Source organism: Psychrobacillus sp. FSL K6-2836, assembly GCF_038003085.1.
In the GTDB taxonomy this organism is placed as follows: Bacteria; Bacillota; Bacilli; order Bacillales_A; family Planococcaceae; genus Psychrobacillus.
Genome location: NZ_JBBOOM010000001.1, coordinates 2,406,552 through 2,433,491, shown reverse-complemented (window position 1 = coordinate 2,433,491; position 26,940 = coordinate 2,406,552). Strand labels below are relative to the sequence as shown.

26 protein-coding genes, 6 tRNA genes and 3 rRNA genes are annotated in these 26,940 nt (G+C 40.7%); 2 read left to right on the top strand and 33 right to left on the bottom strand.

Annotated elements, in window-relative coordinates; translation table 11 throughout:
• Positions 1 to 20: 20 nt before the first annotated feature.
• The 16 genes from glmM to MKY37_RS11445 all read right to left on the bottom strand — a co-directional run bounded on the left by glmM (position 21) and on the right by MKY37_RS11445 (position 13,050).
• On the bottom strand, positions 21 to 1,373 hold the full coding sequence (glmM, locus tag MKY37_RS11520; protein WP_340777134.1) for a phosphoglucosamine mutase: 1,353 nt from the start codon (positions 1,371 to 1,373) through the stop codon (positions 21 to 23).
• A 37-nt stretch (positions 1,374 to 1,410) separates the two neighbouring features.
• Positions 1,411 to 2,682, bottom strand: coding sequence for a CdaR family protein (locus MKY37_RS11515; protein WP_340777132.1), 1,272 nt, complete (start codon positions 2,680 to 2,682; stop codon positions 1,411 to 1,413).
• Complete coding sequence (cdaA, locus tag MKY37_RS11510; protein WP_340777130.1) at positions 2,675 to 3,508, bottom strand: diadenylate cyclase CdaA; 834 nt, start codon at positions 3,506 to 3,508, stop codon at positions 2,675 to 2,677. The genes MKY37_RS11515 and cdaA overlap by 8 nt, the downstream gene beginning before the upstream one ends.
• Positions 3,509 to 3,627: 119 nt before the next feature.
• Entirely contained in the window at positions 3,628 to 4,257 is a 630-nt protein-coding gene (locus MKY37_RS11505; protein ID WP_340777127.1) for a zf-HC2 domain-containing protein, read from the bottom strand.
• 17 nt (positions 4,258 to 4,274) lie between these two features.
• Positions 4,275 to 4,847: an RNA polymerase sigma factor SigW gene (gene sigW / locus MKY37_RS11500; RefSeq protein ID WP_340777124.1), complete on the bottom strand. Its 573-nt coding sequence runs from the start codon at positions 4,845 to 4,847 to the stop codon at positions 4,275 to 4,277.
• Positions 4,848 to 5,068: 221 nt separating this feature from the next.
• Positions 5,069 to 5,968 carry an arginase gene (gene rocF, locus MKY37_RS11495; protein ID WP_269922766.1) on the bottom strand — a complete coding sequence of 300 codons (900 nt, stop codon included), beginning with the start codon at positions 5,966 to 5,968 and terminating at the stop codon, positions 5,069 to 5,071.
• Positions 5,969 to 6,038: 70 nt separating this feature from the next.
• Positions 6,039 to 6,629 (bottom strand): GNAT family N-acetyltransferase, encoded by a 591-nt coding sequence (locus tag MKY37_RS11490; protein WP_340777121.1) that lies wholly within the window; start codon positions 6,627 to 6,629, stop codon positions 6,039 to 6,041.
• 112 nt (positions 6,630 to 6,741) lie between these two features.
• A tRNA-Ala gene (locus tag MKY37_RS11485) sits at positions 6,742 to 6,814 on the bottom strand.
• A gap of 26 nt (positions 6,815 to 6,840) precedes the next feature.
• Positions 6,841 to 6,915: transfer RNA gene (locus tag MKY37_RS11480), tRNA-Gln, on the bottom strand.
• 5 nt (positions 6,916 to 6,920) lie between these two features.
• Positions 6,921 to 7,004, bottom strand: a tRNA-Tyr gene (locus tag MKY37_RS11475).
• 20 nt (positions 7,005 to 7,024) lie between these two features.
• A tRNA-Val gene (locus MKY37_RS11470) sits at positions 7,025 to 7,100 on the bottom strand.
• Positions 7,101 to 7,258: 158 nt separating this feature from the next.
• Positions 7,259 to 7,331 (bottom strand) — tRNA-Thr (locus tag MKY37_RS11465).
• Positions 7,332 to 7,344: 13 nt separating this feature from the next.
• Positions 7,345 to 7,419 (bottom strand) — tRNA-Asn (locus tag MKY37_RS11460).
• Positions 7,420 to 8,071: 652 nt separating this feature from the next.
• Positions 8,072 to 8,187 (bottom strand): 5S ribosomal RNA (gene rrf, locus MKY37_RS11455).
• 184 nt (positions 8,188 to 8,371) lie between these two features.
• Positions 8,372 to 11,300, bottom strand: a 23S ribosomal RNA gene (locus MKY37_RS11450).
• Between the two features lie 196 nt (positions 11,301 to 11,496).
• Positions 11,497 to 13,050, bottom strand: a 16S ribosomal RNA gene (locus MKY37_RS11445).
• The 16S, 23S and 5S rRNA genes sit together here, the layout of an rRNA operon.
• 253 nt (positions 13,051 to 13,303) lie before the next feature.
• Between MKY37_RS11445 and MKY37_RS11440 the strand changes: the two genes are divergently transcribed.
• Positions 13,304 to 13,963: a hypothetical protein gene (locus tag MKY37_RS11440; RefSeq protein ID WP_340777119.1), complete on the top strand. Its 660-nt coding sequence runs from the start codon at positions 13,304 to 13,306 to the stop codon at positions 13,961 to 13,963.
• A gap of 49 nt (positions 13,964 to 14,012) precedes the next feature.
• Here the strand turns inward: MKY37_RS11440 and MKY37_RS11435 are convergent, their stop codons facing one another.
• A complete protein-coding gene (locus tag MKY37_RS11435; protein ID WP_340777116.1) occupies positions 14,013 to 14,690 on the bottom strand; it encodes a KinB-signaling pathway activation protein in 678 nt (225 codons plus the stop codon).
• 134 nt (positions 14,691 to 14,824) lie between these two features.
• Between MKY37_RS11435 and gerD the strand changes: the two genes are divergently transcribed.
• Complete coding sequence (gene gerD, locus MKY37_RS11430) at positions 14,825 to 15,433, top strand: spore germination lipoprotein GerD (protein WP_340777115.1); 609 nt, start codon at positions 14,825 to 14,827, stop codon at positions 15,431 to 15,433.
• Between the two features lie 30 nt (positions 15,434 to 15,463).
• Here gerD and MKY37_RS11425 read toward each other — a convergent pair whose 3' ends face one another.
• The 16 genes from MKY37_RS11425 to infA all read right to left on the bottom strand — a co-directional run bounded on the left by MKY37_RS11425 (position 15,464) and on the right by infA (position 26,799).
• Complete coding sequence (locus tag MKY37_RS11425; RefSeq protein WP_340777114.1) at positions 15,464 to 16,516, bottom strand: Mrp/NBP35 family ATP-binding protein; 1,053 nt, start codon at positions 16,514 to 16,516, stop codon at positions 15,464 to 15,466.
• Positions 16,517 to 16,593: 77 nt separating this feature from the next.
• The gene (locus MKY37_RS11420; protein ID WP_340779911.1) at positions 16,594 to 17,307 is read right to left on the bottom strand and encodes an N-acetylmuramoyl-L-alanine amidase; all 714 of its coding nucleotides are present in this window, start codon (positions 17,305 to 17,307) and stop codon (positions 16,594 to 16,596) included.
• Between the two features lie 51 nt (positions 17,308 to 17,358).
• Entirely contained in the window at positions 17,359 to 18,543 is a 1,185-nt protein-coding gene (locus MKY37_RS11415; protein ID WP_340777112.1) for an MFS transporter, read from the bottom strand.
• Positions 18,544 to 18,570: 27 nt separating this feature from the next.
• On the bottom strand, positions 18,571 to 19,080 hold the full coding sequence (locus MKY37_RS11410; RefSeq protein WP_340777110.1) for a GNAT family N-acetyltransferase: 510 nt from the start codon (positions 19,078 to 19,080) through the stop codon (positions 18,571 to 18,573).
• Between the two features lie 163 nt (positions 19,081 to 19,243).
• The gene (gene rpsI, locus MKY37_RS11405) at positions 19,244 to 19,636 is read right to left on the bottom strand and encodes a 30S ribosomal protein S9 (protein ID WP_144512714.1); all 393 of its coding nucleotides are present in this window, start codon (positions 19,634 to 19,636) and stop codon (positions 19,244 to 19,246) included.
• A gap of 22 nt (positions 19,637 to 19,658) precedes the next feature.
• Complete coding sequence (gene rplM, locus MKY37_RS11400) at positions 19,659 to 20,096, bottom strand: 50S ribosomal protein L13 (protein WP_090567905.1); 438 nt, start codon at positions 20,094 to 20,096, stop codon at positions 19,659 to 19,661.
• Between the two features lie 169 nt (positions 20,097 to 20,265).
• Positions 20,266 to 21,012: a tRNA pseudouridine(38-40) synthase TruA gene (gene truA / locus MKY37_RS11395; protein ID WP_340777103.1), complete on the bottom strand. Its 747-nt coding sequence runs from the start codon at positions 21,010 to 21,012 to the stop codon at positions 20,266 to 20,268.
• 15 nt (positions 21,013 to 21,027) lie between these two features.
• Positions 21,028 to 21,825, bottom strand: coding sequence for an energy-coupling factor transporter transmembrane component T family protein (locus tag MKY37_RS11390; protein ID WP_340777101.1), 798 nt, complete (start codon positions 21,823 to 21,825; stop codon positions 21,028 to 21,030).
• Positions 21,825 to 22,694, bottom strand: a complete 870-nt coding sequence (locus MKY37_RS11385; RefSeq protein ID WP_340777099.1) for an energy-coupling factor ABC transporter ATP-binding protein — start codon at positions 22,692 to 22,694, stop codon at positions 21,825 to 21,827. The genes MKY37_RS11390 and MKY37_RS11385 overlap by 1 nt, the downstream gene beginning before the upstream one ends.
• Positions 22,670 to 23,518, bottom strand: coding sequence for an energy-coupling factor ABC transporter ATP-binding protein (locus tag MKY37_RS11380; protein WP_340777096.1), 849 nt, complete (start codon positions 23,516 to 23,518; stop codon positions 22,670 to 22,672). Before MKY37_RS11380 ends, MKY37_RS11385 begins: the two co-directional genes overlap by 25 nt.
• Positions 23,519 to 24,109: 591 nt before the next feature.
• Positions 24,110 to 24,490 (bottom strand): 50S ribosomal protein L17, encoded by a 381-nt coding sequence (gene rplQ, locus MKY37_RS11375; protein ID WP_090567888.1) that lies wholly within the window; start codon positions 24,488 to 24,490, stop codon positions 24,110 to 24,112.
• 53 nt (positions 24,491 to 24,543) lie between these two features.
• Positions 24,544 to 25,488 (bottom strand): DNA-directed RNA polymerase subunit alpha, encoded by a 945-nt coding sequence (locus tag MKY37_RS11370; protein ID WP_340777092.1) that lies wholly within the window; start codon positions 25,486 to 25,488, stop codon positions 24,544 to 24,546.
• A gap of 134 nt (positions 25,489 to 25,622) precedes the next feature.
• On the bottom strand, positions 25,623 to 26,012 hold the full coding sequence (gene rpsK / locus MKY37_RS11365) for a 30S ribosomal protein S11 (protein WP_090567882.1): 390 nt from the start codon (positions 26,010 to 26,012) through the stop codon (positions 25,623 to 25,625).
• A gap of 25 nt (positions 26,013 to 26,037) precedes the next feature.
• Positions 26,038 to 26,403: a 30S ribosomal protein S13 gene (rpsM, locus tag MKY37_RS11360; protein ID WP_090567879.1), complete on the bottom strand. Its 366-nt coding sequence runs from the start codon at positions 26,401 to 26,403 to the stop codon at positions 26,038 to 26,040.
• 23 nt (positions 26,404 to 26,426) lie between these two features.
• The gene (rpmJ, locus tag MKY37_RS11355) at positions 26,427 to 26,540 is read right to left on the bottom strand and encodes a 50S ribosomal protein L36 (protein WP_003247619.1); all 114 of its coding nucleotides are present in this window, start codon (positions 26,538 to 26,540) and stop codon (positions 26,427 to 26,429) included.
• 40 nt (positions 26,541 to 26,580) lie between these two features.
• Positions 26,581 to 26,799 carry a translation initiation factor IF-1 gene (infA, locus tag MKY37_RS11350; RefSeq protein ID WP_016429904.1) on the bottom strand — a complete coding sequence of 73 codons (219 nt, stop codon included), beginning with the start codon at positions 26,797 to 26,799 and terminating at the stop codon, positions 26,581 to 26,583.
• Between the last annotated feature and the right edge of the window lie 141 nt (positions 26,800 to 26,940).

The following is a 26,940-nucleotide window of genomic DNA, read 5'->3' as shown; positions in this document are numbered from 1 at the left end:
TGTATGTCGGATTTTTAAACTTATTCTTCTAGACCCATTTCAGCTTTTACAACTTCTACGATTCGGTTTACGTAGCTTTCGCATTCCTCTTCGGTTGCTGCTTCTACCATTACGCGGACTAACGGCTCTGTGCCAGATGGACGTACAAGGACACGACCATTACCAGCCATTTCACTTTCTACTTCACTAATAATAGCTGCAACTTTTTCATTTTCCGTTACAGCATGTTTATCTGTTACTCGAACATTAATAAGCTTTTGTGGATAGATCGTCATTTCGGCAGCAAGCTCAGAAAGTTTTTTACCTGTTATTTTCATAATATTCACGAGCTGTAAACCACTTAATAAACCATCACCCGTTGTATTATAATCAAGGAAAATAATATGCCCTGACTGCTCTCCGCCCAGGTTGAAGCCATTCTTTTTCATCTCTTCTACTACGTATCGATCTCCAACCGCAGTTTTAACACTTGCCATATCATGTGTTTCTAATGCTTTATAGAAGCCCATATTACTCATCACAGTGGAAACAACTGTCCCGTTATTTAGACGTCCATTCGCATGTAGATGTTTGGCACAAATATACATAATTTGGTCACCATCTACAATTTGTCCTTTTTCATCTACCGCAATTAGTCGATCTCCATCTCCGTCAAAAGCAAGCCCAACATCTGCTCCTTTTTCTAGAACAAACTTCGCTAAGTTTTCTGGATGTGTAGAACCGACGCCATCATTAATATTCAATCCATTTGGTGAAGATCCCATTGTAGATAGATCTGCATCTAAATCAGCAAATACGTGCGTTCCAAGAGACGATGTTGAACCATTTGCACAGTCCAGGGCTACATGGATCCCTACAAATTCTTCATCTATAGTTTGTTTCAAATACTGAATGTATTTTTGACCACCTTCGAAGTAATCAGATACCGTTCCGACACCTGCTCCGGTTGGACGTGGTAATTCATCTATATCTCTATCTAATAGCTGCTCAATTTCTTCCTCTTGTCCATCAGTTAATTTAAATCCATCCGAGCCAAAGAATTTAATACCGTTATCTGCCACAGGGTTATGAGAGGCAGAAATCATCACACCAGCACTTGCACTCATTGCTCTTGTTAAATAAGCTACTGCAGGTGTACTAACAACGCCTAGACGCATTACCTCAACCCCTACGGATAAAAGGCCAGCCACAAGTGCACCCTCTAGCATGTGACCAGATATACGAGTATCCCGACCAATCAATACTTTCGGACGTTCTGTTACTTCCTTCGTTAGTATATATCCACCAACTCTACCTAATTTAAATGCAAGTTCTGGTGTTAGCTCTGAGTTTGCAACGCCTCTAACTCCATCTGTACCAAAATATTTTTCCATTTATTCTTCTCTCCTTAAAAACCTGTTGTACAACCTATTAAGCTTCTTTAACCGTAAGGACTGCTTCTTGTTCAGAAGTTTCCCATTCTATATCAGATGAACCCTCTACTTGGATTGGAAGAACGCTTTCTCCCACCTCCGAATTAGTTGCTTCTACGTATACAGAAAAATTGTTTAATTGAACCTTGTCTAAAGCCTCTGCTGTTCCTTTTGCAACAACCGAGACGATGCCGTCTGCTGGTTTTTCGAAATTACTAACCAGTTTATCTGGTAGTCCTCTCACATTGATGGCTACTTGGTCAAATGATTTTTCTGTAATTGTCGAGACAGGTTCTTCCTGTTCATCTGTTTCTTCCGCATCAGGGTCAGAAGTAATTGTAACGTCGCCAGTAATCTCTACTGCTTCTTTAGATAATTTCGTAACCCCTTCTGGTACAGCTAGTTTCATATCAAAGCTACCAGACTTTTCTATTTTACTTATATCTACATCGACATTTAACTGATCTATTTTATCAAGGACTGATTTTGGTCCATATAATCGAATTTTTTCTGTCTTTGTAGTTAGTCCATTTATGGTGACCCCTTCTTTGGGTTTACCTTGTTTCACTAGAGCTATCGGTACCTCTTTACTATACTCTTCAATTTTTACACTTACTTGAACAGAATTTGGTTCAACGACAACGTCTAGCTTATTTAAGTCTAGATCAAGTACTTTAACCGTTGTTTCTTGATCAAAGGACTTATTGATACCTTGATCTCCTGAAATAGTAGCTTTTACATAACCTATGCTATTAATAACACTTTTTGCTCCTGTTACCGTTACTTTTTGTGGTTTCACCTCATAGGACTTCACCACATAGTTATCAGCTAACAGGCTTTCATTCATGTCCGTTTCTACGCTAAATTCTCGAGATATACGCTCTTCGATCACAACATCCACATACAAAGGATCTGTTCGTATATTTAGTTTTTCAGGGAAGTTTTCCGTTGCAATCGGAACTCGATGAGTACCAATAGCTAGTTCTCGAAGATCCACAAATACTTTAAAATCCTTCATCAATTTAGCCGATAACACCAATTGACTAGGACCTTCTACATTTACGTTAACGGTCTTTGGTGGACCAGTAACTACCAGATTATCATCGTCATAATAAACTTCCAGAGGTATATCACGAATTACATCGACATCATTGCTGCTTCTATTAGTATTATCTCTTTCTATATCACTTTTCACACTTATAAAAAGTGCAATTGCTAATACTAGTGCAATTATTCGCAAGAACCATGGATTATTCATCATCTTATCCATTTTGTTTCCCCCTCCACAACCATTTAGAAGAAGTTACTTGCTCCTCCTTTGGAAACCAAAGGCGAGTTAAATGGGACTCGAATTCCTCTATCGATAAATCTCTTCGTAAATCTCCATTTGAAGTTAAGCTAATCGCACCAGTTTCTTCTGAAACAACAATTGTTATAGCATCCGTCACTTCACTCAAGCCAATTGCAGCTCGATGCCTCGTACCTAGCTCTTTCGATATGAAAGGACTTTCGGATAGCGGCAAATAGGAAGCTGCTGAAGCAATTGTATCTTTTTTAATAATAACAGCGCCATCATGAAGTGGAGTGTTCGGGATGAATATATTAATAAGTAGCTCTGATGTGATATAGGAGTTTAGCGGGATACCCGTTTCTATATAATCTGTCAAACCAGTTTCTCTCTCTATAGAGATGAGTGCTCCGATTCGTCTTTTAGCCATATAACTAATCGATTTCGTCATTGCTGTAATTAGTCGACCTTGCTCTTCTTCCACTTGCATTGTGCTTCTAGAGAATAGCTTTCCTCTACCTATCTGCTCAAGCGCTCTTCTTATTTCTGGTTGGAAAATAATAATAATTGCCAAGAAACCATACTCAATTACTCGATCCAATAACCAATCAAGCGTATTTAAGCCAAAAAAGTCAGTCACAACTCGGGCAATGACAATGACAAAAATTCCTTTTAACAATTGAACTGCTTTAGTTCCTTTTATTAAGGTGATAACTTTATAAATAACAAACCATACAAATAAAACATCCAAAATATTTACAATAACGTTTACTGGCATTAAATCTGTAAATTGCTCCATAAACGACATGTGGCATCCCCCACTTTTCATCACTAATCCATTCTAATTAAGTATAACATAATTACGAAAATCCCTCGCTTTTGGAACTAAAAAAGTCTATCCAAAATATATACGGATAGACTTTTTCATTATTTTGTCTCATCTTTTTCAAAGAAGGAGACGACTTCCTTCGCACCATCTTTAATGTTGTACCATAGCCAATCAAAAGCTTCATTGATTTCTTCACTAGTTCCGGTAATTACTGCAGTAGAAGCCATATATTTAGATCCATTGATAATGGTTAAGTTTCCATCTAATTCTCCGTCAATCTGAACATCCCCGTTACGAACGACCAAATCACCTTTAACGACTTGTCCTTCGGGTATAATAACCGTTTCTCCCTCCACAAGAACGTTTTCTTGTTTAGTAAAGGAGAATTGTTTCTCATCATTAAAGTTTGTAAAAAGTGCACTACTCATCAACAAAAGGAACATTGCAGCAGCTGCAAGAACTGGATGGCGTCGCAACCATTTACTTACTCCTGCATGGGACTTTTCTTTTGGTAACCTAGCTATAACAGAATGATTGAAATCATTTGGCGCTTCTATATGAGCAGCTCCTTTGACGAAAGCAACAACATTGCTTAACTCATGCATATGAGCTTGACAAGCCTTGCATGATTGCAAATGAGATTTAAGTTCCAGCTCATGTTCACGGCTGATTTCACCATCTAAATATTCGTGCATAAAGTGAACAATTCGTTCTGGACACGCATTCATCTTGATTCCCTCCTATATTAGATATGAGGCTGTCTGCTTAGCTGTTTTCTAAGCGCTTCTCGTCCTCTATGAATTCTTGTTTTAACTGTTCCAAGTGGTAAATCTAATATCTCACTTATTTCTTGCAGAGATAATTCTTCCATATATTTTAATACGATAGCTGATCTATATTTATCAGGGAGTCTACTAATTTCATACTGTATACGCTCCTGTAGTTCAAGCTTCATGAGTTCTTCTTCTGGAAGTTCATCAGTCGCTGCTATTTGCGAATACATATCAAGTCCTTCTGTACCCCTAACTTCCGCATCTAAATAGTAATCCGGCTTCTTTTTCCGAATACGATCAATACATAAATTTGTTGCAATTCGATACAGCCAAGTTGAAAACTTTCTTTTTTGATCAAATGTATGAATATTAATAAAAGCACGGACAAACGCTTCCTGAGCTATATCCTCTGCCTCATGACGGTTACCAAGCATCCTATAACATATTTGATATAACCTATGCTGATACAGGTCGACAATCTCCGCGAATGCGTCTTTATCGCCCTTTAATATTTGCTTTATTCGTTTATTCACTAACGCATCCATCGTGTAATTTCGCCCCCGCTCCATGCGGCTGTCTTACCTATACGTATGAAGGTATCAACAGGTTTCATTTTTTTTATATCTTAATATTATCAAACATTTCCATCTTTGTGTGGATTATCAAAAAGAAAAAAGCAGACTGCATGTCCGCTTTTTCTTATCAGAGATATACCTTACCTGTTTTAACGTTCTATTTTGAGCACTACTAGTTACAATAAAAATTTTTATACAAGACTTTCCCCTAATAGTGACCCCATTAATCCTACCGCTACATCAGCCGTTTTATTTTTTTCATCGAGAATTGGATTTACTTCTACGAATTCAGCTGAAGTAACCATCTCTGAAGCATATAGCATTTCCATCGCTAAATGACTTTCTCTGTATGTAATGCCTCCAGCTACTGGAGTTCCTACCCCAGGTGTATATAAAGGATCTAAACCATCTAAATCGAGTGAAAGATGAACCCCATCAACTTTACGATCCTTAAAATACTGAATTGTTTGAGTCATTACTTCCGACATTCCAAGCTTGTCAATTTCATGCATGGAGAATACTTTAATCCCTTTTTCTCTAATAAGATCACGTTCTCCCGGATCAACTGAACGAGCACCAATAATCACAACATTCTCTGGTTTAATCTTTGGAGCAAAATCTCGAATATTCACGAGCGCTTCATGACCTAAGCCAATACTTACAGCAAGTGGCATCCCATGGATATTTCCAGAAGGAGATGTTTCGGCTGTATTTAAGTCTGCATGAGCATCATACCAAATAACTCCTAGATTATCATAACGATCTGCTAACCCTGCAAGTGTACCTATAGCAATACTATGATCACCACCAAGTACTATCGGAAAATTACCTTCACCAATAATATCGTGAACTCGATTAGCAAGTATTGTATTCGCTGCAACTACTTCTTCTAGATTACGTAATTTAGTATTTTGAGATGTCTCTCTTCTTCCAATCGCAATATCCCCAACATCATCTACTGAGTGCCCAAGCTCTTGAAGTCTTTCTACTACGCCCGCATACCGTATTGCACTTGGTCCCATATCGACGCCTCGTCTATTTTGACCCAGGTCCATTGGAACCCCTATAATTGAAATGTTTAATTTACTCATTATTTTATACCCCCTTAAGTTGTTACTTCCATTGTAAATGCTAAATGGTGTTTGGCTCAACCAAGCATAATTACGAATATTTATTCATTAATTGAACAAGCTTGTATTTCACTTCCGACCATTCACTTTCAATGATTGAGTATACAACCGCATTTCGAGCAGAGCCGTTAGATCGTATTCGTTCATTACGCAGTATACCCTCTTTTTTACCGCCAATTCGTTCGATTGCCCTTTGAGAAGACAGATTCAATTCATCTGTTTTAAACTGAACTCGAATCATACCTATTTGCTCAAAGCAATACTTTAACAGTAAGTACTTACATGTTGTATTTACGTGCGTACGCTGATATTGTTTCCCATAGAAAGTAGAGCCTATCTCGCAGCTATAATTTGTCTGATCCACCCCATAAATACGAGTGGTGCCCATAATTTCTTTCGTATCTGTATTTACTACTACAAATGCCAAAGCAGTTTTTGCCACATTCATTTGATAAATTCCAGCATTCAGCCATTGTTCTAGCTGTTCTTTGCTTTCAATCTTATTTAACATATATTCAAATATCTCCGGTTCATACAATTTCCACAATAGTTCATAATCCGAAACTAGTATTGGACGTAAAGTCACATCCCCATAAGTTAATATCTCACTCAAAACAGCCACCTCACTTTTTTTATTTCATCATAAAGGAAACTACGCTATATTGAAAAGTATTTTTTCTTGCAAAAAAAAACTCTTTCAACTATGGGTTGAAAGAGTTTTACTATAATATTTATGGAGCCTAGCGGGATCGAACCGCTGACCTCCTGCGTGCAAGGCAGGCGCTCTCCCAGCTGAGCTAAGGCCCCATGTAATTTTTATATCAGAATACGGTTGGCTGGGGTACCTGGATTCGAACCAGGGCATGATGGAATCAAAATCCATTGCCTTACCGCTTGGCTATACCCCAATAACTGGTGGAGGGGGACGGATTCGAACCGCCGAACCCTAAGGAGCGGATTTACAGTCCGCCGCGTTTAGCCACTTCGCTACCCCTCCAAAGCTAAATTTAAATATAATGGTGGAGGATGACGGGCTCGAACCGCCGACCCTCTGCTTGTAAGGCAGATGCTCTCCCAGCTGAGCTAATCCTCCTGGGTTTAAAAAATACTAGTACACTATAGTTTTCCATCTTGAACTACTATTATTCATTCAGATAAAAATACTGCTTGTTTATGTCAAAACCAGACAAGAACTATAATATCATATATCTGACATTAGGACAAGTTTTTTCCTTAAATAAATTGTAGTGAAGCTTCCAACCGGATTTGAACCGGTGACCTCTTCCTTACCATGGAAGCACTCTACCTACTGAGCTATGGAAGCAAAGACAAAAAAATGGCTCCGAAGGTAGGACTCGAACCTACGACCGATCGATTAACAGTCGATTGCTCTACCACTGAGCTACTTCGGAACGTTTATCTATTTAAAGTACAAATATAATTATAGCAACTCTTTTTAAAATTTCAAGTCTGTATTTAAAGAATTGATAAAAAGTATTCTTTTATAGCTTATATCCCTATTTTACGGCAAGAGAATTCTCCTATTGGGAAATGAATTTACACAATCATGCCTATCATCGTGTGTTATACAACGTCTTCACTAATTACAAGAGACTATACTTATTCATAACTAGACCAATGTGAAGGTAGTAAAAAGAATATTCTTTTTTGATATTTAAAGTAACATTTATATCCAGCCATTTTTGACTATCTATGTACTCAAATCCATACAAAAAGTCGATACCGAGATCTCTCGGTATCGACTTTTCTTTGGTGCCCAGCGACGTCCTACTCTCACAGGAGGAGACCCCCAACTACCATCGGCGCAAGAGCTTTACTTCTGTGGCCGGGGCTGCGAAAGCAGAGGGGCGGCAGATTTTTTTGTCAGCCGCACTCGTTCAATTATCGCGTATGTTATACGCTCCGAGTCTCTCTCACTTGCTTCCTTGAACTCTTTGCCCCTCTACTTTCTCGCATACTTTCTTATAGAGATAGACTACCTACGGCTTATTTTTTAACACAAAAAAGCCGCTACCAATTACTCGGTAACGACTTTTCTTTGGTGCCCAGCGACGTCCTACTCTCACAGGGGGAGACCCCCAACTACCATCGGCGCTGAAGAGCTTAACTTCCGTGTTCGGTATGGGAACGGGTGTGACCTCTTCGCCATCATCACTAGACTCATTCGGCTTTCAATATACGGCGCATTGCGTTGTCAACTTCATTCGATCCGTCAGTCACGTACGTTAGTACGTTCCTTCTTTCTCTCACTTGTTTCCTAGCACTGCTTGTATCTTGAAACCCTCATATATAGAGTGTTTGTTCACTCAAAACTGGATAAACGACATTGGAACTGAAACAAATTTGGTTAAGTCCTCGATCGATTAGTATTCGTCAGCTGCACGTGTCGCCACGCTTCCACCCCGAACCTATCTACCTCATCGTCTTTGAGGGATCTTACTTACTTGCGTAATGGGAAATCTCATCTTGAGGGGGGCTTCGTGCTTAGATGCTTTCAGCACTTATCCCGTCCACACATAGCTACCCAGCGATGCTCTTGGCAGAACAACTGGTACACCAGCGGTGTGTCCATCCCGGTCCTCTCGTACTAAGGACAGCTCCTCTCAAATTTCCTACGCCCACGACGGATAGGGACCGAACTGTCTCACGACGTTCTGAACCCAGCTCGCGTACCGCTTTAATGGGCGAACAGCCCAACCCTTGGGACCGACTACAGCCCCAGGATGCGATGAGCCGACATCGAGGTGCCAAACCTCCCCGTCGATGTGGACTCTTGGGGGAGATAAGCCTGTTATCCCCGGGGTAGCTTTTATCCGTTGAGCGATGGCCCTTCCATGCGGAACCACCGGATCACTAAGCCCGTCTTTCGACCCTGCTCGACTTGTAGGTCTCGCAGTCAAGCTCCCTTCTGCCTTTACACTCTTCGAATGATTTCCAACCATTCTGAGGGAACCTTTGGGCGCCTCCGTTACACTTTAGGAGGCGACCGCCCCAGTCAAACTACCCGCCTGACACTGTCTCCTACCCGGGTTACGGGTATGGGTTAGAATTTCAATACAACCAGGGCAGTATCCCACCGACGCCTCCTCCGAAGCTGGCGCTCCGGGCTCTATGGCTCCTGCCTATCCTGTACAAGTTGCACCAAAATTCAATATCAAGCTATAGTAAAGCTCCACGGGGTCTTTCCGTCCTGTCGCGGGTAACCTGCATCTTCACAGGTACTATAATTTCACCGAGTCTCTCGTTGAGACAGTGCCCAGATCGTTACGCCTTTCGTGCGGGTCGGAACTTACCCGACAAGGAATTTCGCTACCTTAGGACCGTTATAGTTACGGCCGCCGTTTACTGGGGCTTCAATTCGCACCTTCGCTTGCGCTAAGCACTCCTCTTAACCTTCCAGCACCGGGCAGGCGTCAGCCCCTATACTTCACCTTACGGTTTTGCAGAGACCTGTGTTTTTGCTAAACAGTCGCCTGGGCCTATTCACTGCGGCTCTTCAAGGCTATTCACCCTAAAGAGCACCCCTTCTCCCGAAGTTACGGGGTCATTTTGCCGAGTTCCTTAACGAGAGTTCTCTCGCTCACCTTAGGATTCTCTCCTCGACTACCTGTGTCGGTTTGCGGTACGGGCACCTATCACCTCGCTAGAGGCTTTTCTTGGCAGTGTGAAATCAGGAACTCCGGACATACGTCCTCGCCATCACAGCTCAATGTTATAGAATGCGGATTTGCCTACATTCACACCTTACTGCTTGGACATGCATAACCAACAGCATGCTTACCCTATCCTTCTGCGTCCCCCCATTACTCAAACGGTGGTTTGGTGGTACAGGAATATCAACCTGTTATCCATCGCCTACGCCTATCGGCCTCGGCTTAGGTCCCGACTAACCCTGAGCGGACGAGCCTTCCTCAGGAAACCTTAGTCATACGGTGGACGGGATTCTCACCCGTCTTTCGCTACTCATACCGGCATTCTCACTTCTAAGCGCTCCACCAGTCCTTCCGGTCTGACTTCAACGCCCTTAGAACGCTCTCCTACCACTGATACCAAAGGTATCAATCCACAGCTTCGGTGATTTGTTTAGCCCCGATACATTTTCGGCGCAGCGTCACTCGACCAGTGAGCTATTACGCACTCTTTAAATGATGGCTGCTTCTAAGCCAACATCCTGGTTGTCTAAGCAACGCCACATCCTTTTCCACTTAACAAATACTTTGGGACCTTAGCTGGTGGTCTGGGCTGTTTCCCTCTTGACTACGGATCTTATCACTCGCAGTCTGACTCCCAAACATAAATCATTGGCATTCGGAGTTTGTCTGAATTCGGTAACCCGGGATGGGCCCCTAGTCCAAACAGTGCTCTACCTCCAAGATTCTAACGTTTGAGGCTAGCCCTAAAGCTATTTCGGAGAGAACCAGCTATCTCCAGGTTCGATTGGAATTTCTCCGCTACCCACACCTCATCCCCGCACTTTTCAACGTGCGTGGGTTCGGACCTCCAGTAAGTGTTACCTTACCTTCATCCTGGACATGGGTAGATCACCTGGTTTCGGGTCTACGACCACATACTCATTCGCCCTATTCAGACTCGCTTTCGCTGCGGCTCCGTCTTCTCAACTTAACCTTGCATGTAATCGTAACTCGCCGGTTCATTCTACAAAAGGCACGCTATCACCCATTAACGGGCTCTAACTACTTGTAGGCACACGGTTTCAGGATCTATTTCACTCCCCTTCCGGGGTGCTTTTCACCTTTCCCTCACGGTACTGGTTCACTATCGGTCACTAGGTAGTATTTAGCCTTGGGAGATGGTCCTCCCGGATTCCGACGGAATTTCACGTGTTCCGCCGTACTCAGGATACACTCAAGAGAGAATGAATTTTGGACTACGGGGCTTTTACCCTATCCTGCGGACCTTTCCAGATCGCTTCGTCTAACTCATTCCTTTGTAACTCTATGTAGAGTGTCCTACAACCCCAAGAGGCAAGCCTCTTGGTTTGGGCTATTCCCGTTTCGCTCGCCGCTACTCAGGGAATCGATTTTTCTTTCTCTTCCTCCAGGTACTTAGATGTTTCAGTTCCCTGGGTGTGTCTCAGATGCGCTATGTATTCACGCAAATGTACTGCTCCATTACGAACAGTGGGTTTCCCCATTCGGAAATCTCCGGATCAAAGCTCACTTACAGCTCCCCGAAGCATATCGGTGTTAGTGCCGTCCTTCGTCGACTCCTAGTGCCAAGGCATTCACCGTGCGCCCTTATTAACTTAACCTAAAAGTTAAAAAGTCTTACACGTCATGATTACGTAAATAATCACAACAGAATTTCTTGTTGTTTATTGTTTCAATGTCGTTTTATCCAGTTTTCAAAGAACAAGCGTTGAATCTTCATATAAAAATGAACATTCAAAACTGAACTGCAAAACGTTAAGATACAGATAAAGATCTGTATTCCGATATTATCCTTAGAAAGGAGGTGATCCAGCCGCACCTTCCGATACGGCTACCTTGTTACGACTTCACCCCAATCATCTGTCCCACCTTCGGCGGCTGGCTCCCGTAAGGGTTACCCCACCGACTTCGGGTGTTACAAACTCTCGTGGTGTGACGGGCGGTGTGTACAAGGCCCGGGAACGTATTCACCGTGGCATGCTGATCCACGATTACTAGCGATTCCGGCTTCATGTAGGCGAGTTGCAGCCTACAATCCGAACTGAGAACGGTTTTATGGGATTTGCTCACCCTCGCGGGGTTGCGACCCTCTGTACCGTCCATTGTAGCACGTGTGTAGCCCAGGTCATAAGGGGCATGATGATTTGACGTCATCCCCACCTTCCTCCGGTTTATCACCGGCAGTCACCTTAGAGTGCCCAACTGAATGCTGGCAACTAAGATCAAGGGTTGCGCTCGTTGCGGGACTTAACCCAACATCTCACGACACGAGCTGACGACAACCATGCACCACCTGTCACCGCTGTCCCCGAAGGGAAAACTCTATCTCTAGAGCGGTCAGCGGGATGTCAAGACCTGGTAAGGTTCTTCGCGTTGCTTCGAATTAAACCACATGCTCCACCGCTTGTGCGGGCCCCCGTCAATTCCTTTGAGTTTCAGTCTTGCGACCGTACTCCCCAGGCGGAGTGCTTAATGCGTTAGCTGCAGCACTAAGGGGCGGAAACCCCCTAACACTTAGCACTCATCGTTTACGGCGTGGACTACCAGGGTATCTAATCCTGTTTGCTCCCCACGCTTTCGCGCCTCAGCGTCAGTTACAGACCAGAAAGCCGCCTTCGCCACTGGTGTTCCTCCAAATCTCTACGCATTTCACCGCTACACTTGGAATTCCGCTTTCCTCTTCTGTACTCAAGTCCCCCAGTTTCCAATGACCTTCCACGGTTGAGCCGTGGGATTTCACATCAGACTTAAAGGACCGCCTGCGCGCGCTTTACGCCCAATAATTCCGGACAACGCTTGCCACCTACGTATTACCGCGGCTGCTGGCACGTAGTTAGCCGTGGCTTTCTAATGAGGTACCGTCAAGGTACGAGCAGTTACTCTCGTACTTGTTCTTCCCTCACAACAGAGTTTTACGATCCGAAAACCTTCTTCACTCACGCGGCATTGCTCCATCAGACTTTCGTCCATTGTGGAAGATTCCCTACTGCTGCCTCCCGTAGGAGTCTGGGCCGTGTCTCAGTCCCAGTGTGGCCGATCACCCTCTCAGGTCGGCTACGCATCGTCGCCTTGGTGAGCCGTTACCTCACCAACTAGCTAATGCGCCGCGGGCCCATCCTGTAGTGACAGCCGAGACCGTCTTTTAACATTTCCCCATGTGAGGAAATGGATTATTCGGTATTAGCCCCGGTTTCCCGGAGTTATCCCAATCTACAGGGCAGGTTGCCCACGTGTTACTCACCCGTCCGCCGCTAAATCAGAAGAAGCAAGCTTCTTCGTCATTCGCTCGACTTGCATGTATTAGGCATGCCGCCAGCGTTCGTCCTGAGCCAGGATCAAACTCTCCATAATAGAGAACTTAAAAAGCTCATTTTGTTTTGCTGGCATCATCATTAAATGATGTCAAAATTGTTTTGCTTATCATTCTAACAAGTTAGCTGATAAGCTGTATGTCTTAACGTTTTGCATGTTCAGTTTTCAATGTTCATGTTGTTTAAGTTGTCGTCTTGTTTCAGCGACCTTTGTATCTTAACATCTTTTTAACATTAATGTCAACACTAAATCATAAAATTAATTAAAACGATTTGAAAAGGTGTGTGTTTCTTTGAAAACAAAGGCTTTATTAGTTGGTTTATTGATAGTTTTGGGATTGTTTTTGTTTAATGTACCGAAAAATTTTTCTTCGCTGCTCCCTGTTTTTCAGCTTACAGAAAAACCTACTGTTATTTCTAAAGGTTCGTATGGTAATACAATTACGATAGATTTAACTTTTGGAAAGGATGATATAGAAAAACTTGTAAATGATCTGCAAGCTCCTTACCCTCATTTTTTTATAAGTATTGATTGGATTGAACGCTCTGAGGATATTATAGAGGTCATGAAAGAAAAAAATGTACCTATTAGTCTTTTGGGTAAAAGTGGAGCAACTTATTTGGAAAATCCGACTTTGTTTGAAAAAGAAGTTGAACGTTTTGAACAAGCAATTGGTGAAAGTCCACTTTGGTTTAGAACAATCGATTATGATTTTCCTATTGAGTTGCAAAAAAAGGCTTGGGAACAGGAAGTTAATTTACTCAGCTCTAGTAAGTACTGGACCGATAAAGTTCCTGGGCTTGAAAAAGGCGACATTCTCACTATTCCTCTACATCAGGAAGAACGGATAGATATACAGCAACTGACAAAGTATGTTCAGTCTAAAGAAATTATCAGCATTGAACAAAATATCTTTGGTTTAAAAGTAAAAACCAAAACTTATCCAGAATAATTTATATAAATATAAAAGTTGCCCTGACTTGTAGTCAGAGCAACTTTTATTAATTCTTAGTCGATGCCGCTTCTCTTCTTTTTTTTCTGCGTTCCTCTAATTTCAAACGATCAACTTCTGACTTCGCATTATATTTTGGAAGCGCCAGTAATTGGTATGCATTAACTGCAAGAATCGGGAATAATAACAACGTAACCCAACTATCTACATTGTCAGCTCGTACCATTAATACCGGAAGCCACTCTAGAGTGGAGACAACAATCATAAAGAACAAAGCCGATATAAGCGCATGCTTTTTCGTGAGATTTGCTTTAATAATTGCCACGACTACTGAGGTAATGATTAAGGCCGCAAGTAAGATAACATATAGCCATATTTGTCCGGTAGTTTCAGCATTTGGTCGAAAACGGAACATAATTAAATCAAAAATAACAAATGCAATAATCAATAACTGTACCCAGTTCCACAAAGTAAGAGTTCTAAAAATATTGACTCCCATCTGGTGAATCGTTAAATAGGCAAAGTAACCCATTTGTGCAATGACACTAATCGTAAAACCCATTACTACCATAAAGGCAAATGCTGCAAAGAATTCACTCCATTGTCCTGCTTCAAAATATGTAGAAAAAGCATCGTCCCAACGTATAAATAAACCAAAAATACCTGTTACTAAACCACCGATTAACAAGGCATTCAGAAAGAATTTAAACCAATTTCGAATAGTCACAGCGAGATTTCCTCCATCTTTTCTATTTCCTTTGTAAATTGTAACAAGCCTTTTAAGAAAAATCTATTTCTTCCTTCTGACTATACATATTTCCAAACCAAATGTGAACAATAATCGAAAGGACGGTGACGGATATGAAATACTTTGCACTCTTATTAATGTGTCTTGGACTTCTTGCTAGCTGTAGTTCTCCCGCTGCTCAGCCTTCTTATGAAGAGAATAAGAAAATGTTCATCGATGCTCTGCAAACAGAGGATGGAAAAAAGGCAATTCGAACATTATTGTCAGATCCTCAATTCAAAGAACTTCTAGTATTAGACAGTGAACAAGTAAAGACATCTGTTGAACAGACAATGCTTTCAAAAGAAGCAGAGGATTTTTGGAAAGAAGTTTATTCGGATCCAAAGTTTTCAGAGACAATGGCAAAGAGTATGGTAAAGCAACAAGAAGAATTGATGAAAGCCTTAATGAAGGATCCTACTTATTTAAAGGATTTAGAGACCTTTTTTGGTTCAGCCGAGATGAAAAAAGAATTAGCTAAGGTATTGGAATCGAGCGATATGCGAAAAGAAATGCAAAAGGTTGTAGAAGAAACTATCCAAAGTCCGTTACTGCAAGCTAAGTGGCAGAAATTAGTGGAAGAAGCTGGTGGCAAAACAGAAAAAGCTGGCGGTGGAGCTGAAGGTGGAGAAGGAGAAGCAGGTTCTTCTGAAGAAGAGAAGAAGAAAGAGGAAGAAAAATAAGGCCGCTCCTCTTTGGAAACGGCCTCTTTTTTATGCTTTTTCGATAATTTTTTGTGCAATTTCCAAATAAATTTTTCCCGTATTATGTGTTTCTCCATAAACTGATGGTGCGAAATCGATATCATTCCAGTCCGGCTGCCCTAGAGGTAGTTGCCCAAGTAATTCTGTGCGAAGTTCTTCGGCAAGCTTTGGTCCGCCACCTTTACCAAATACAAATTCTTTTTCGCCTGTTGATTTTGATTCGTACCACGACATATTTTCGATTACTCCAAGAATTTCATGATCTGTTTGAAGTGCCATCGCCCCGGCTCTAGCAGCAACGAATGCCGCTGTAGGATGCGGAGTTGTTACGACAATTTCTTTAGACGCAGGCAGCATTTGGTGAATGTCTAAAGCCACATCTCCAGTACCTGGTGGTAAATCTAGGAGCAAAAAGTCTAGTTCACCCCATTCAACATCCTTGAAAAATTGGTCTAATACTTTTCCAAGCATTGGTCCACGCCATACAACTGGTGTATTGTTCTCTACAAAGAAGCCCATAGAGATAACTTTAACGCCTTTACGTTCTACAGGGATTATACGGTCCTCTATGATTTGCGGAATGTCTTTTACGCCCATCATATCAGGTACACTAAATCCATAAATATCTGCATCTACAAGTCCTACTTTTTTACCTATACGTGCAAGTGCAACTGCCAAGTTAACGGATACAGTAGACTTACCAACTCCACCTTTACCAGACGCAATCGAAATAATCTTCACTTTGCTATTTGGCGATAAAAGGTTTTCGTTATCACTTTCTTTTGTTTTCCCTCGGAATTGCTCCATTACTTCTTTTGGTAGCTCTTCAAAACGAATACCTACTGTTGCTGCTCCAGCTTCTTTCAATACTTCTACGACTTTCCCTTGTAGTTGCATTTGTTCTGCTGAATTTATCTTAGCTATAGCTAGTTTTACACTCACATGATTCTTTTCTTCTTTAATAGACACTTCCGAAATCCCGTTTGTTTCTTCTAGTGTTCTATGTAAAAATGGGTCGTTTAATGCTCCTATCAAAGCACGAACTTGTTGCTCATTAATCATCTGTAGACACTCCCCTTAAGTTTAACTATTCGCCTTATAGTATACCATAATCGAGTGTCTACATACGTTAGATAGTCTTAGTAAATATTATCCTCTACAAATTTAACTACACCTTCTGAAATAGCTTCCACCATTTGTTTCTGATACTTTTCAGATTTTAATAATTCTCGCTCTTCATCATTACTTAAAAAGCCTGTTTCTACTAACACTGCTGGAGCATTTGCTTTCTTCAATATATATACCTGTTTAATCGCCAGTGCCTCTCGCTCTGTGTTTCCGATATTTTCTCGAATAGATCCTTGAATAGATTTGGCTAATAGTTCTCCACCCGCGTGTCCTTCTGCATGATAGAAAACCTGAGCCCCTCTCCATCTTTCCTCTGGAACTGCATTCACATGCAGGCTAATGACCAAGTCCGCCTCTGAGTTATTCATAATTTCTTCACGTAACAATAAATCTGCACGTTTTCTAGCTCTTGTGGTCGGAAAATCTTCATCTGGTCTATGCTCCGCAATTGCATCTCCTTCTTTACTGCGTGTCATGACCACTGTAGCACCTTGCGCCTTTAACTTTTTCTCTAACATTAGAGACATAGCAAGCGTAATATCTCGCTCAACGGTATCTCCACTACTAGCTCCTCCATCAATTCCTCCATGCCCTGGATCAAGAACAATCTTCACTCCACTCATTGGTTCGGGTAAGAAGAAACCAATATCACTCGCTTTTGTTCCATACACAACTACAAGAAGGGATATCAAAAACAAAACCAAGATAATTAGCCACTTTTTCAGGTTCATCGCTCCTTTTTCACTCATTATACGTACAACGGACAAAGAGTATGATTAGAATTGTCCACGTATTTTTGAGCTATAATAGAACGATGGGATTGCCATTAACGTGACAAATGAAATAATGAAAAAGACCATCGCACCACTACTCATCGCATCTAGCAAAAAACCACCAAGGCTCGGACCTGCAATTCGACCTACTGACTTTACACCTGAAAGAGCAAAATAAGTACCCTTCTCATGATCCTCACACATTCCATCCAAATGGATATCCACCATTGTAAACACCAAGACTTCACCTGCTGTGAAAATAACCATCGCAACTAACAGCCATAAAATCGAGTCGCTCTGCCCAAAGGAAAATAAGCCTATGGATAATAACCCACTTCCAATCATTAAAGAAGTAGTCGTGCTGATCAATTCTCCGAGCTTATAGACAAAGTATTGAATAACTAATACGGTAATAGCATTTGTAGTTATGAGCCATGCAAAATATTGTATCGCTAGTTCATGATCAAAGGACTTTCCTAAGTATTGACTGAATGTGGAGTCAAACTGACTGTAGCCAAAACTAATAAAGATTAATGCCAACACAAAAAAGGAAAAAGCGGTATCCCTTTTAAAGACATGAAAAGAATGAAAGATTGATGTCTTCGTTACGCTAGTAGGTTCCTTTTTTAACGGGTACTTTTTAAATATAATGACGAACGTCCATATATTAAGCAAGAAAATAAGACCTACTATAAAAAACAAATTCTCCATTCCATACTGTTGGAAATACACAGAAGTCAGTGGGGCAATTGCAGCAGATATATTAATCAAAAAATAGCGGATATTAAATATTAACCGACGATTTTCTGGCTCTGTATATAAACTCAGCAATACTCGGTACGTTGGCTCCACAACTGCCTGACTCGCTCCAAGCAAAGCAGCAAATGCGATAAAACCTGCATAATGCTCAATGAAAGGGAAATAGAAATAACACCCTAAATATCCAAGGAGTCCTACAATGATGACTTTATTCTTAGGGTACTTATCAATATATGGTCCTACAAAAAAGCTCATCACTAAATTAGATAGAGCCAGTGTCGATATAATCACTCCAATTTGCACGCCCGAATAATGAAACTCATCGAGCAAAAAAAGTGTTAAATAAGGCAACACTAAAAATGTTCCAAAACGTGCGATAAAAATACTAACAAGAATTGTGCTCGTTACAATATTAAATTTACTTCTCATACATTTCCTCTTTTTCTTTCTACATCATTATTTACTTATATATGTATACACACTAACTGCCTTGCCTTTTAAAATTACTTCTTTCTCTAAGTGCATTCCATTTTTGATGGCTATATTACTGGACTTTGTGTTTTCCGGCTGAATAAGAGAAATCAGACGATCTATACCTAACCGATTAACTCCTCTTTTAAGTAAAGTACTAGCTGCTTCTGTTGCATAACCATTTCCCCAAAATTCTCTAGCGATCCAATAACCAATTTCTAACTCATCCACGTCATTAATTTGTTGCGGTATTATTCCAGCATGGCCCACTGGAATTCCATCCTTTTTACGAATAAGCATCTTTAAGCCAAACTCTTCGTTTTTCTCATAGTGACTCTGAATCCTTTCTAAAAATGCATGTGCTTCTTCTATATTTCGTGTTTTACCATTCCCTATGTACTGCATCATCTCTGGATCATTTAACATCGAACATAAAAAGGCAAAGTTTCCTTGCTCATAGGGACGAAAAATTAATCTTTGCGAGGTAAATTCCATTTACTCCTCTCCTCCCAATGTATTATCGTTTCCTAAATATACACCTCTCAAAATATACATACAATCACTTTTTCAACATTTTGACAATCATCTTTCTTCTCACATGACAAAAAAAGCACTCCTCGAGAAATCTCGAGAAGTGCTTTGAACTGATAATATAAGATTAACGTTTTGAGAACTGAGGTGCACGACGAGCGCCTTTAAGTCCTGGTTTTTTACGTTCTTTCATACGTGGATCACGTGTTAAGAATCCTGCTGATTTCAATGCTGGACGGAAATCAGGATCTACTGTAAGTAGTGCACGTGCAATACCATGACGGATTGCTCCTGCTTGTCCTGTGAATCCACCACCATTAACGTTTACGTGTACATCGTAGCTACCTAAAGTTTGAGTAGTTACTAATGGTTGTTTAATGATTTCACGTAAAGTTTCGTATGGTACGTAATCTTCTACGTCACGTTTGTTGATAACGATTTTTCCTTCGCCCGGTACTAAACGTACACGTGCTACTGAACTTTTACGGCGACCAGTGCCGATATATTGAACTTGTGCCAAGTGAATGTCCTCCTCTTAATTATTATCCGCGAAGCTCGTATGCTTCTGGTTTCTGTGCTGCATGTGGGTGTTCTGCTCCAGTGTAAACGTGAAGCTTACTGAACATTTGACGTCCTAAAGAGTTTTTAGGAAGCATTCCTTTAATCGCTAACTCAAGCATTTTCGTTGGGTACTTAGTACGCATTTCTAAAGCTGTACGTTGTTTAAGTCCACCAGAGAATTGAGTGTGACGGTAGTAAATTTTGTCATTTAGCTTGTTCCCAGTTAAATGAATTTTTTCTGCATTAAGAATGATCACGTGATCACCTGTGTCAACGTTCGGTGTGAATGTTGGTTTGTTTTTACCACGTAAAATAGCTGCAACTTCTGAAGCTAGACGACCAAGAGTTTGGCCTTCAGCGTCTACTACTAACCATTTACGTTCTACTTCGTGACCTTTAGCCATGAATGTTGTACGCATGTATTTTGTCCTCCTAATTCAATCATAATCGATCTAAAATTTTCTATATCCTCATACCAATAAGTTTCGGGGCTTATATTGTGGGGTTTAGAAATACCATACATCATCATACCCCGAATGGAACAAATAGTCAAGTATTTTTCGTAAAACACCTGGTGATGTTGTTTCGTCACTCATAAGCTACTTTTTCAAGGTACAAACCGTGTGCTGGAGCGGTTTTCCCTGCTTCCTTTCGAGCACATGATAATAGGATTTCTGGAATACTTTCCACAGTTTTTTTTCGAATTCCAACTTCCCATAATGTTCCTGCAATAATACGCACCATATTATATAAAAACCCACTTCCGCTAATAACCATATGAAGTTGTTGTGTTTCTTTTTTCACTTCAAAGTTAATAGAATAGATAGTTCTTACAAAATCATTTACATTCGTTTTAGCTGCACAAAAACTTGAAAAATCATGGGTCCCCAATAAATGCCCGGCTGCTTCTTGCATAGATACAATATCTGGTTTATATCGATCGGCATGTACCGAAAAATCACGCTCAAATGGACTATGTATTTCACTAAGTGACCAAATATAACGATATGTCTTTCCAACAGCATGGTATCTAGAGTGAAAATCATCCGGTACCTGCTCAATTGATAAAATACGAATATCTCTAGGCAGTTGAACATTTAAAGCTGTGCGCCAACGATCTAAGGGGAATGTTAACGGACTATCAAAGTGAATAACTTGTCCCGTTGCATGTACACCAGCATCTGTTCTACCACTCGCAACAATTTTTACAACAGCACCTTTATGAATTGTTTCTAAGACACGTTCTATCTCCACTTGAACAGTTCGTTTTCCCGGTTGAACCTGATAACCGGAAAACTGGCTGCCATCATAGCTAATAATCGCTCGAAGTCTCACGCTAACACCTCCTTATCATTTTCTAAAGTAAATCAGTATTGCGGCTAGTATGACAAGACAAAGGATGATTAGCGTGTCTCTCGTAGCCCATTCTAACTTTCGGTACCTTGTACGACCCTCGCCGCCTTTATAGCCTCTTACTTCCATTGCAGTGGCTAAATCCTCCGCACGTTTAAACGCACTAACAAACAAAGGTATTAGAAGCGGAACAATCGCATTCATCCTCTCCTTCATACTACCTGTTGTCATATCAGAACCTCTTGCCATCTGTGCTTTCATAATCTTATCTGTCTCATCCATCAAAGTCGGTATAAATCTCAACGAAATAGACATCATAAGAGCCAATTCATGTACAGGCAGCTTCCATTTTTTTAATGGATTTAACAAAATTTCTAATGCATCTGTAATCGAAATAGGTGTTGTAGTTAATGTAAGAATAGACGTCAAAACAACGAGTACGGTAAAGCGGATGGATATGAAAATTCCTTGCTTCAATCCTTCCTCGTAAATCTTGATAAACCTCCATTCAAAGATAATTGAACCTTCGCGAGTGAAAATCAGATGCAATAAAAACGTAAATATGATTAAAAACACAACAGGCTTTAATCCGTTAATCAAAAAATATAGCCTAATTTTTGATAATCGTATAATTAAAAAAGTAAACAGTAGTAAAATTCCATAAGTAATCCAGTCATTTGCAATGAAGACAACCATAATAAATAAGAACACGAATATCAGCTTTGCCCGAGCATCTAAACGATGAATAAAAGAGTCTCCTGGAATATAGCGACCGAATATCATTTTTTCAAGCATCAGATTTCACGCTCCTTTTCCATCATGCGCGCTAGTTCTTCTGCTAAAGTTTCTTCTGTTAAACAAAGTATTGGCAACTTTTTACCCATCATCTTTTCTAGTTTCTTTTGAAACTTAATAGATTGAGGTAATTCTAAACGATAATCCATTAAACGATCCTCATCCGAGAATATCTCCTGCGGTAACCCTTGCAGCACACATTTGCCACCATGCATAATAGCAATCCGATCTGCATACCTAGCAGCATCTTCCATGCTATGCGTTACAAGAACGGTCGTTAAACCTTTTTCTTGATGAAGTCGATAAAACAGCTCCATTATTTCTTTACGACCTCTTGGATCAAGCCCTGCCGTTGGTTCATCCAGTACTAATACTTCTGGATTCATCGCAAGGACTCCAGCTATGGCAACTCTTCGCATTTGTCCTCCAGACAGGTCAAACGGCGACTTTTCCATTACTTCTTCTGGCAAACCAAGTAATCGTACTAAATCTATAGCACGTTGCCTTGCTTCCTCTTCCGGCACCCCAAAGTTCATAGGTCCAAACATAATATCCTTTAAAACTGTTTCATCAAACAATTGATGCTCTGGAAATTGAAAAACAATCCCTACTTTTTGCCTAATCTCTCGTAATTTCTTATTCTTTTTAGCTGCTACTACTTCTGTGTTACCAATGCGAATAACACCTTCTGTGGGCTTTAGCAACGCATTTAAATGCTGAAGTACTGTAGATTTCCCTGAACCTGTATGACCAATAATCGCTTGATAGGATCCTGAAGGAATAAGTAAATCTACATCATATAAAGCTCTTTTTTCAAATGGTGTATCCTTGGCATATGCGTAACTCACTTGTTGAAGTGAGATGTCCATAAATCATTCACCAACTCTTCTTCTGACATATGGTCTGCTACAACCTGCACACCTTGTGCTCGCAGTAGTCTTGACATATTCATCGCAAAAGGAAGATCTAACCCCAAATCGATTAACTCTTGACCTCGCTCGAATATCTCATATGGTGATCCCTCTGCATACTTTTCTCCTTGATTCATAACAATCACGCGATCAGCGAGAAGCGCTTCTTCTAAATCATGCGTAATAGAGATAACCGTTAAGTCAGTTTCTACTCTCAACTGGCGCACTGTTTGCAGTACCTCTTCTCTTCCCTGTGGATCTAACATGGAAGTTGCCTCATCTAACAATAAAATCCTCGGTTGAAGTGCAATAGCTCCAGCTATGGCAACCCTTTGTTTCTGCCCACCCGATAAATGATGTGGCTCGCTATTCAAAAAGTCACTCATTTTCACTTTTACTAAAGAGGCTTGTACTCGTTCTACCATTTCCTCAAAAGGGATTCCGTTATTTTCTAATGCAAATGCAACATCATCTTGTACGGTTGCTCCTACAAATTGGTTATCTGGATTTTGAAATACCATCCCCATTTTAGAGCGAGTTTCCCATAAATTATGTTCATTTAATGGTTCTCCAAAAATTCGTACCGTTCCCATCTGAGGAAATAGAAGACCATTCATTAATCGTGCTAATGTCGATTTGCCAGAACCATTATGGCCTACAATCGCCACCCATTCACCTTCATTAATCGTATAGGACACATTCTGTATCGCCGGTCGCATTCTTGTATCTTCCTCGGCATATGTAAATATAACTTCCTGTAAAGAAATAATTTCACGTTTCATCCTTTACCTCCTCTGCTCAACTCAGCTGTGCTAATATTTTATAACATTTTACAATAAAGTAAAACTTCAATCTGTGGGGCTTTCCCCAACAGATTGAAATTTGAACTGGGAAACAACGCAACGTCCTTCGGCAATGCCTAAGTGACCAACATCCTATTGCCCCGGGGCTAGCAGGAAGCAAGTCACCCAGTCGAAGCCATACGACGTGGCGTCTTATTCGTCAGGTTTTACCTCGGGCTTTTACGAGCAGTTAAACTCCACTTACGTTTTGGGAGTAGACCAAATACTTTAGCGAAAATTTTACTGCGTGTTAAAGCGGGATAAATTAAAAAAGCGCGCACCTCATTTTGAGAAATGCGCTCTTCTATAACTTATTTCTAGATTGGTTGCTCAAGACCAATCTGAAAAATGAGGTGCGTAGAGCTAGACGAGACGCTACTTCTTTAGGTTCAAAGAACTTGAGAAGTCCGCTCATCGTAACACTCTGCTTTTAAATTGTCGTATAAATCTCTTTGAAAAAAGAAGAGGGCGGTAGTATCCCACCAAATACCCTCTTCAATTTGGCAGACGAATAAACGTCTGAAAATTAAATTAAACTAACTCAATTACTACTACTGGTGCTCCGTCTCCGCGACGAGGTCCAGCTTTCATAATACGAGTATAACCGCCTTGACGATCAGCATAGCGTGGTGCTACATCATCAAACAATTTTTGTAAAGCATAGATTGTTGATTCGTTTCCTTCTTCATCAGTAGAAGCAACGACCTCACGACGAATATAAGCCGCAGCTTGACGACGAGCGTGTAAATCTCCGCGTTTACCTAAAGTGATCATTTTTTCAACAACAGAACGTAATTCTTTTGCACGTGCTTCAGTAGTTTGAATACGCTCATTGATAATTAGGTCCGTTGTTAAGTCACGTAACATCGCTTTACGTTGAGAACTTGTACGTCCAAGTTTTCTGTAACCCATGGATGTTTCCCTCCTTTGGTGAATAATTCAAGTCTTGCTATATCAAAACCCGTTTAGTCTTCTTTACGTAATCCTAAACCAAGCTCATCTAACTTCGCTCTTACTTCTTCTAAAGATTTACGTCCAAGGTTTCTTACTTTCATCATATCGTCTTCTGATTTGCTTGCAAGCTCAAGTACTGTATTAATACCAGCGCGTTTTAAGCAATTATAAGAACGAACAGAAAGATCAAGTTCTTCAATAGTCATCTCTAAAACTTTTTCTTTTTGATCTTCTTCTTTTTCGACCATGATTTCAGCAGTCTGAGCCTCGTCAGTCATCCCTACAAAAATATTCAAGTGCTCTGTTAAAATTTTCGCTCCAAGAGAAATCGCCTCTTTAGGACCTGTGCTGCCATCTGTCCACACATCAAGTGTTAGTTTATCGAAGTTGGACAATTGTCCAACACGAGTATTTTCCACTTGGAAATTCACGCGTGAAACTGGAGTATAAATAGAGTCGATCGGGATTACGCCGATAGGAAGATCCTCACGTTTGTTTTGAACAGCAGGAGTGTAGCCACGGCCTCGACCTGCGTACATACGCATACGGAAATGACCATTTTTGCCGATTGTAGCAATATAGAGTTCCGGGTTTAAAATTTCTACGTCACTGTCATGTGTAATGTCAGCAGCAGTAATCGTTCCCTCACCTTTAACATCAATCTCAATGACCTTTTCCTCGTCAGAGTAGATTTTCAAAGCTAGTTTTTTCACATTCATAATAATAGATGCTACATCTTCCACTACGCCTTCAATTGTTGAAAACTCGTGTAAAACGCCATCAATTTGAATAGAAGTAACTGCAGCTCCTGGTAAAGAAGACAGAAGGATGCGTCGTAAAGAATTTCCCAAAGTATTTCCATAGCCACGTTCTAGCGGTTCTACAACAAATTTACCAAACTTGGTACCTTCGCTGATTTCTACACTTTCAATCTTTGGTTTTTCGATTTCGATCATTCCAATTTACCCTCCCTCAAAACATCGAATGTATAGGTTCTTTCCATCATGAATTCGATCGTTAACTGATTGCTGTTAATACATCCTCAGTCTGTACAATAAATGATGTTCTCAAACACGTTGAGTATCACCTATTAAACGCGACGACGTTTTGGTGGACGGCAACCATTATGTGGTACTGGTGTTACGTCTTTAATTGCTGTAACTTCTAGACCTGCAGCTTGAAGTGCGCGGATTGCCGCTTCACGACCAGCACCTGGTCCTTTAACAGTTACTTCTAAAGTTTTAATACCATGTTCCATTGAAGTCTTTGCAGCAGTTTCTGCAGCCATTTGTGCAGCAAATGGAGTAGATTTACGAGAACCTCTAAATCCAAGAGCTCCAGCACTTGACCAAGAAAGTGCATTTCCTTGCATGTCTGTGATAGTCACAATAGTGTTGTTAAATGTTGAGCGAATGTGAGCAATACCGGATTCGATATTCTTTTTCACACGACGCTTACGTGTTTGTTGTTTACGTGCCATGTTAAGAAGAAACCTCCTTTACCGATTATTTTTTCTTGTTAGCTACTGTTTTACGTGGACCTTTACGAGTACGTGCATTGTTCTTCGTATTTTGTCCGCGTACTGGTAAGCCTCTACGGTGACGGATACCACGGAATGAACCGATTTCCATCAATCGTTTAATGTTTAGTGATACTTCACGACGAAGGTCACCTTCTACTTTATATACACCGATTTGTTCACGGATTTTGTTTAGTTCGTCTTCTGTAAGATCACGTACACGTGTCTCTTCTGAAATACCAGCTTCTGCTAATACTTTTTGAGAAGTCGTTTTACCAATTCCAAAAATGTATGTTAATGCAATAACAACGCGTTTGTCGCGTGGAATGTCAACACCAGCAATACGTGCCATATGTGTCGTGCACCTCCTTCTTATTATCCTTGTCTTTGTTTGTGTTTAGGATTTTCACAGATTACCATTACTTTACCGCGTCGGCGAATTACCTTACATTTTTCGCAGATCGGTTTCACAGATGGTCTCACTTTCATCTAACCTAACCTCCTTAGTAGTCCGGAGTGCAAAAGATTATTATTTAAAACGGTACGTAATACGACCGCGAGTTAAATCGTAAGGAGAAAGTTCAATTGTGACTTTATCTCCAGGTAAAATACGAATGAAATGCATACGAATTTTACCCGATACATGCGCAAGTATCGTATGACCGTTTTCTAATTCTACCTTAAACATCGCGTTTGGCAAAGTCTCAACAACTGTTCCTTCGACTTCAATTACATCATCTTTCGCCATCAACCCTGTCTCCCTTCTATATACAAATCAGGTTCTCATCAATACTCAAACGTAATTTGCTGTTAGTATAGCCTCAGTAGGAACGAAACTATTCGTTCAAGCATATGTTTGGAAATCATGAGAGATGTTCGAAAGACACTC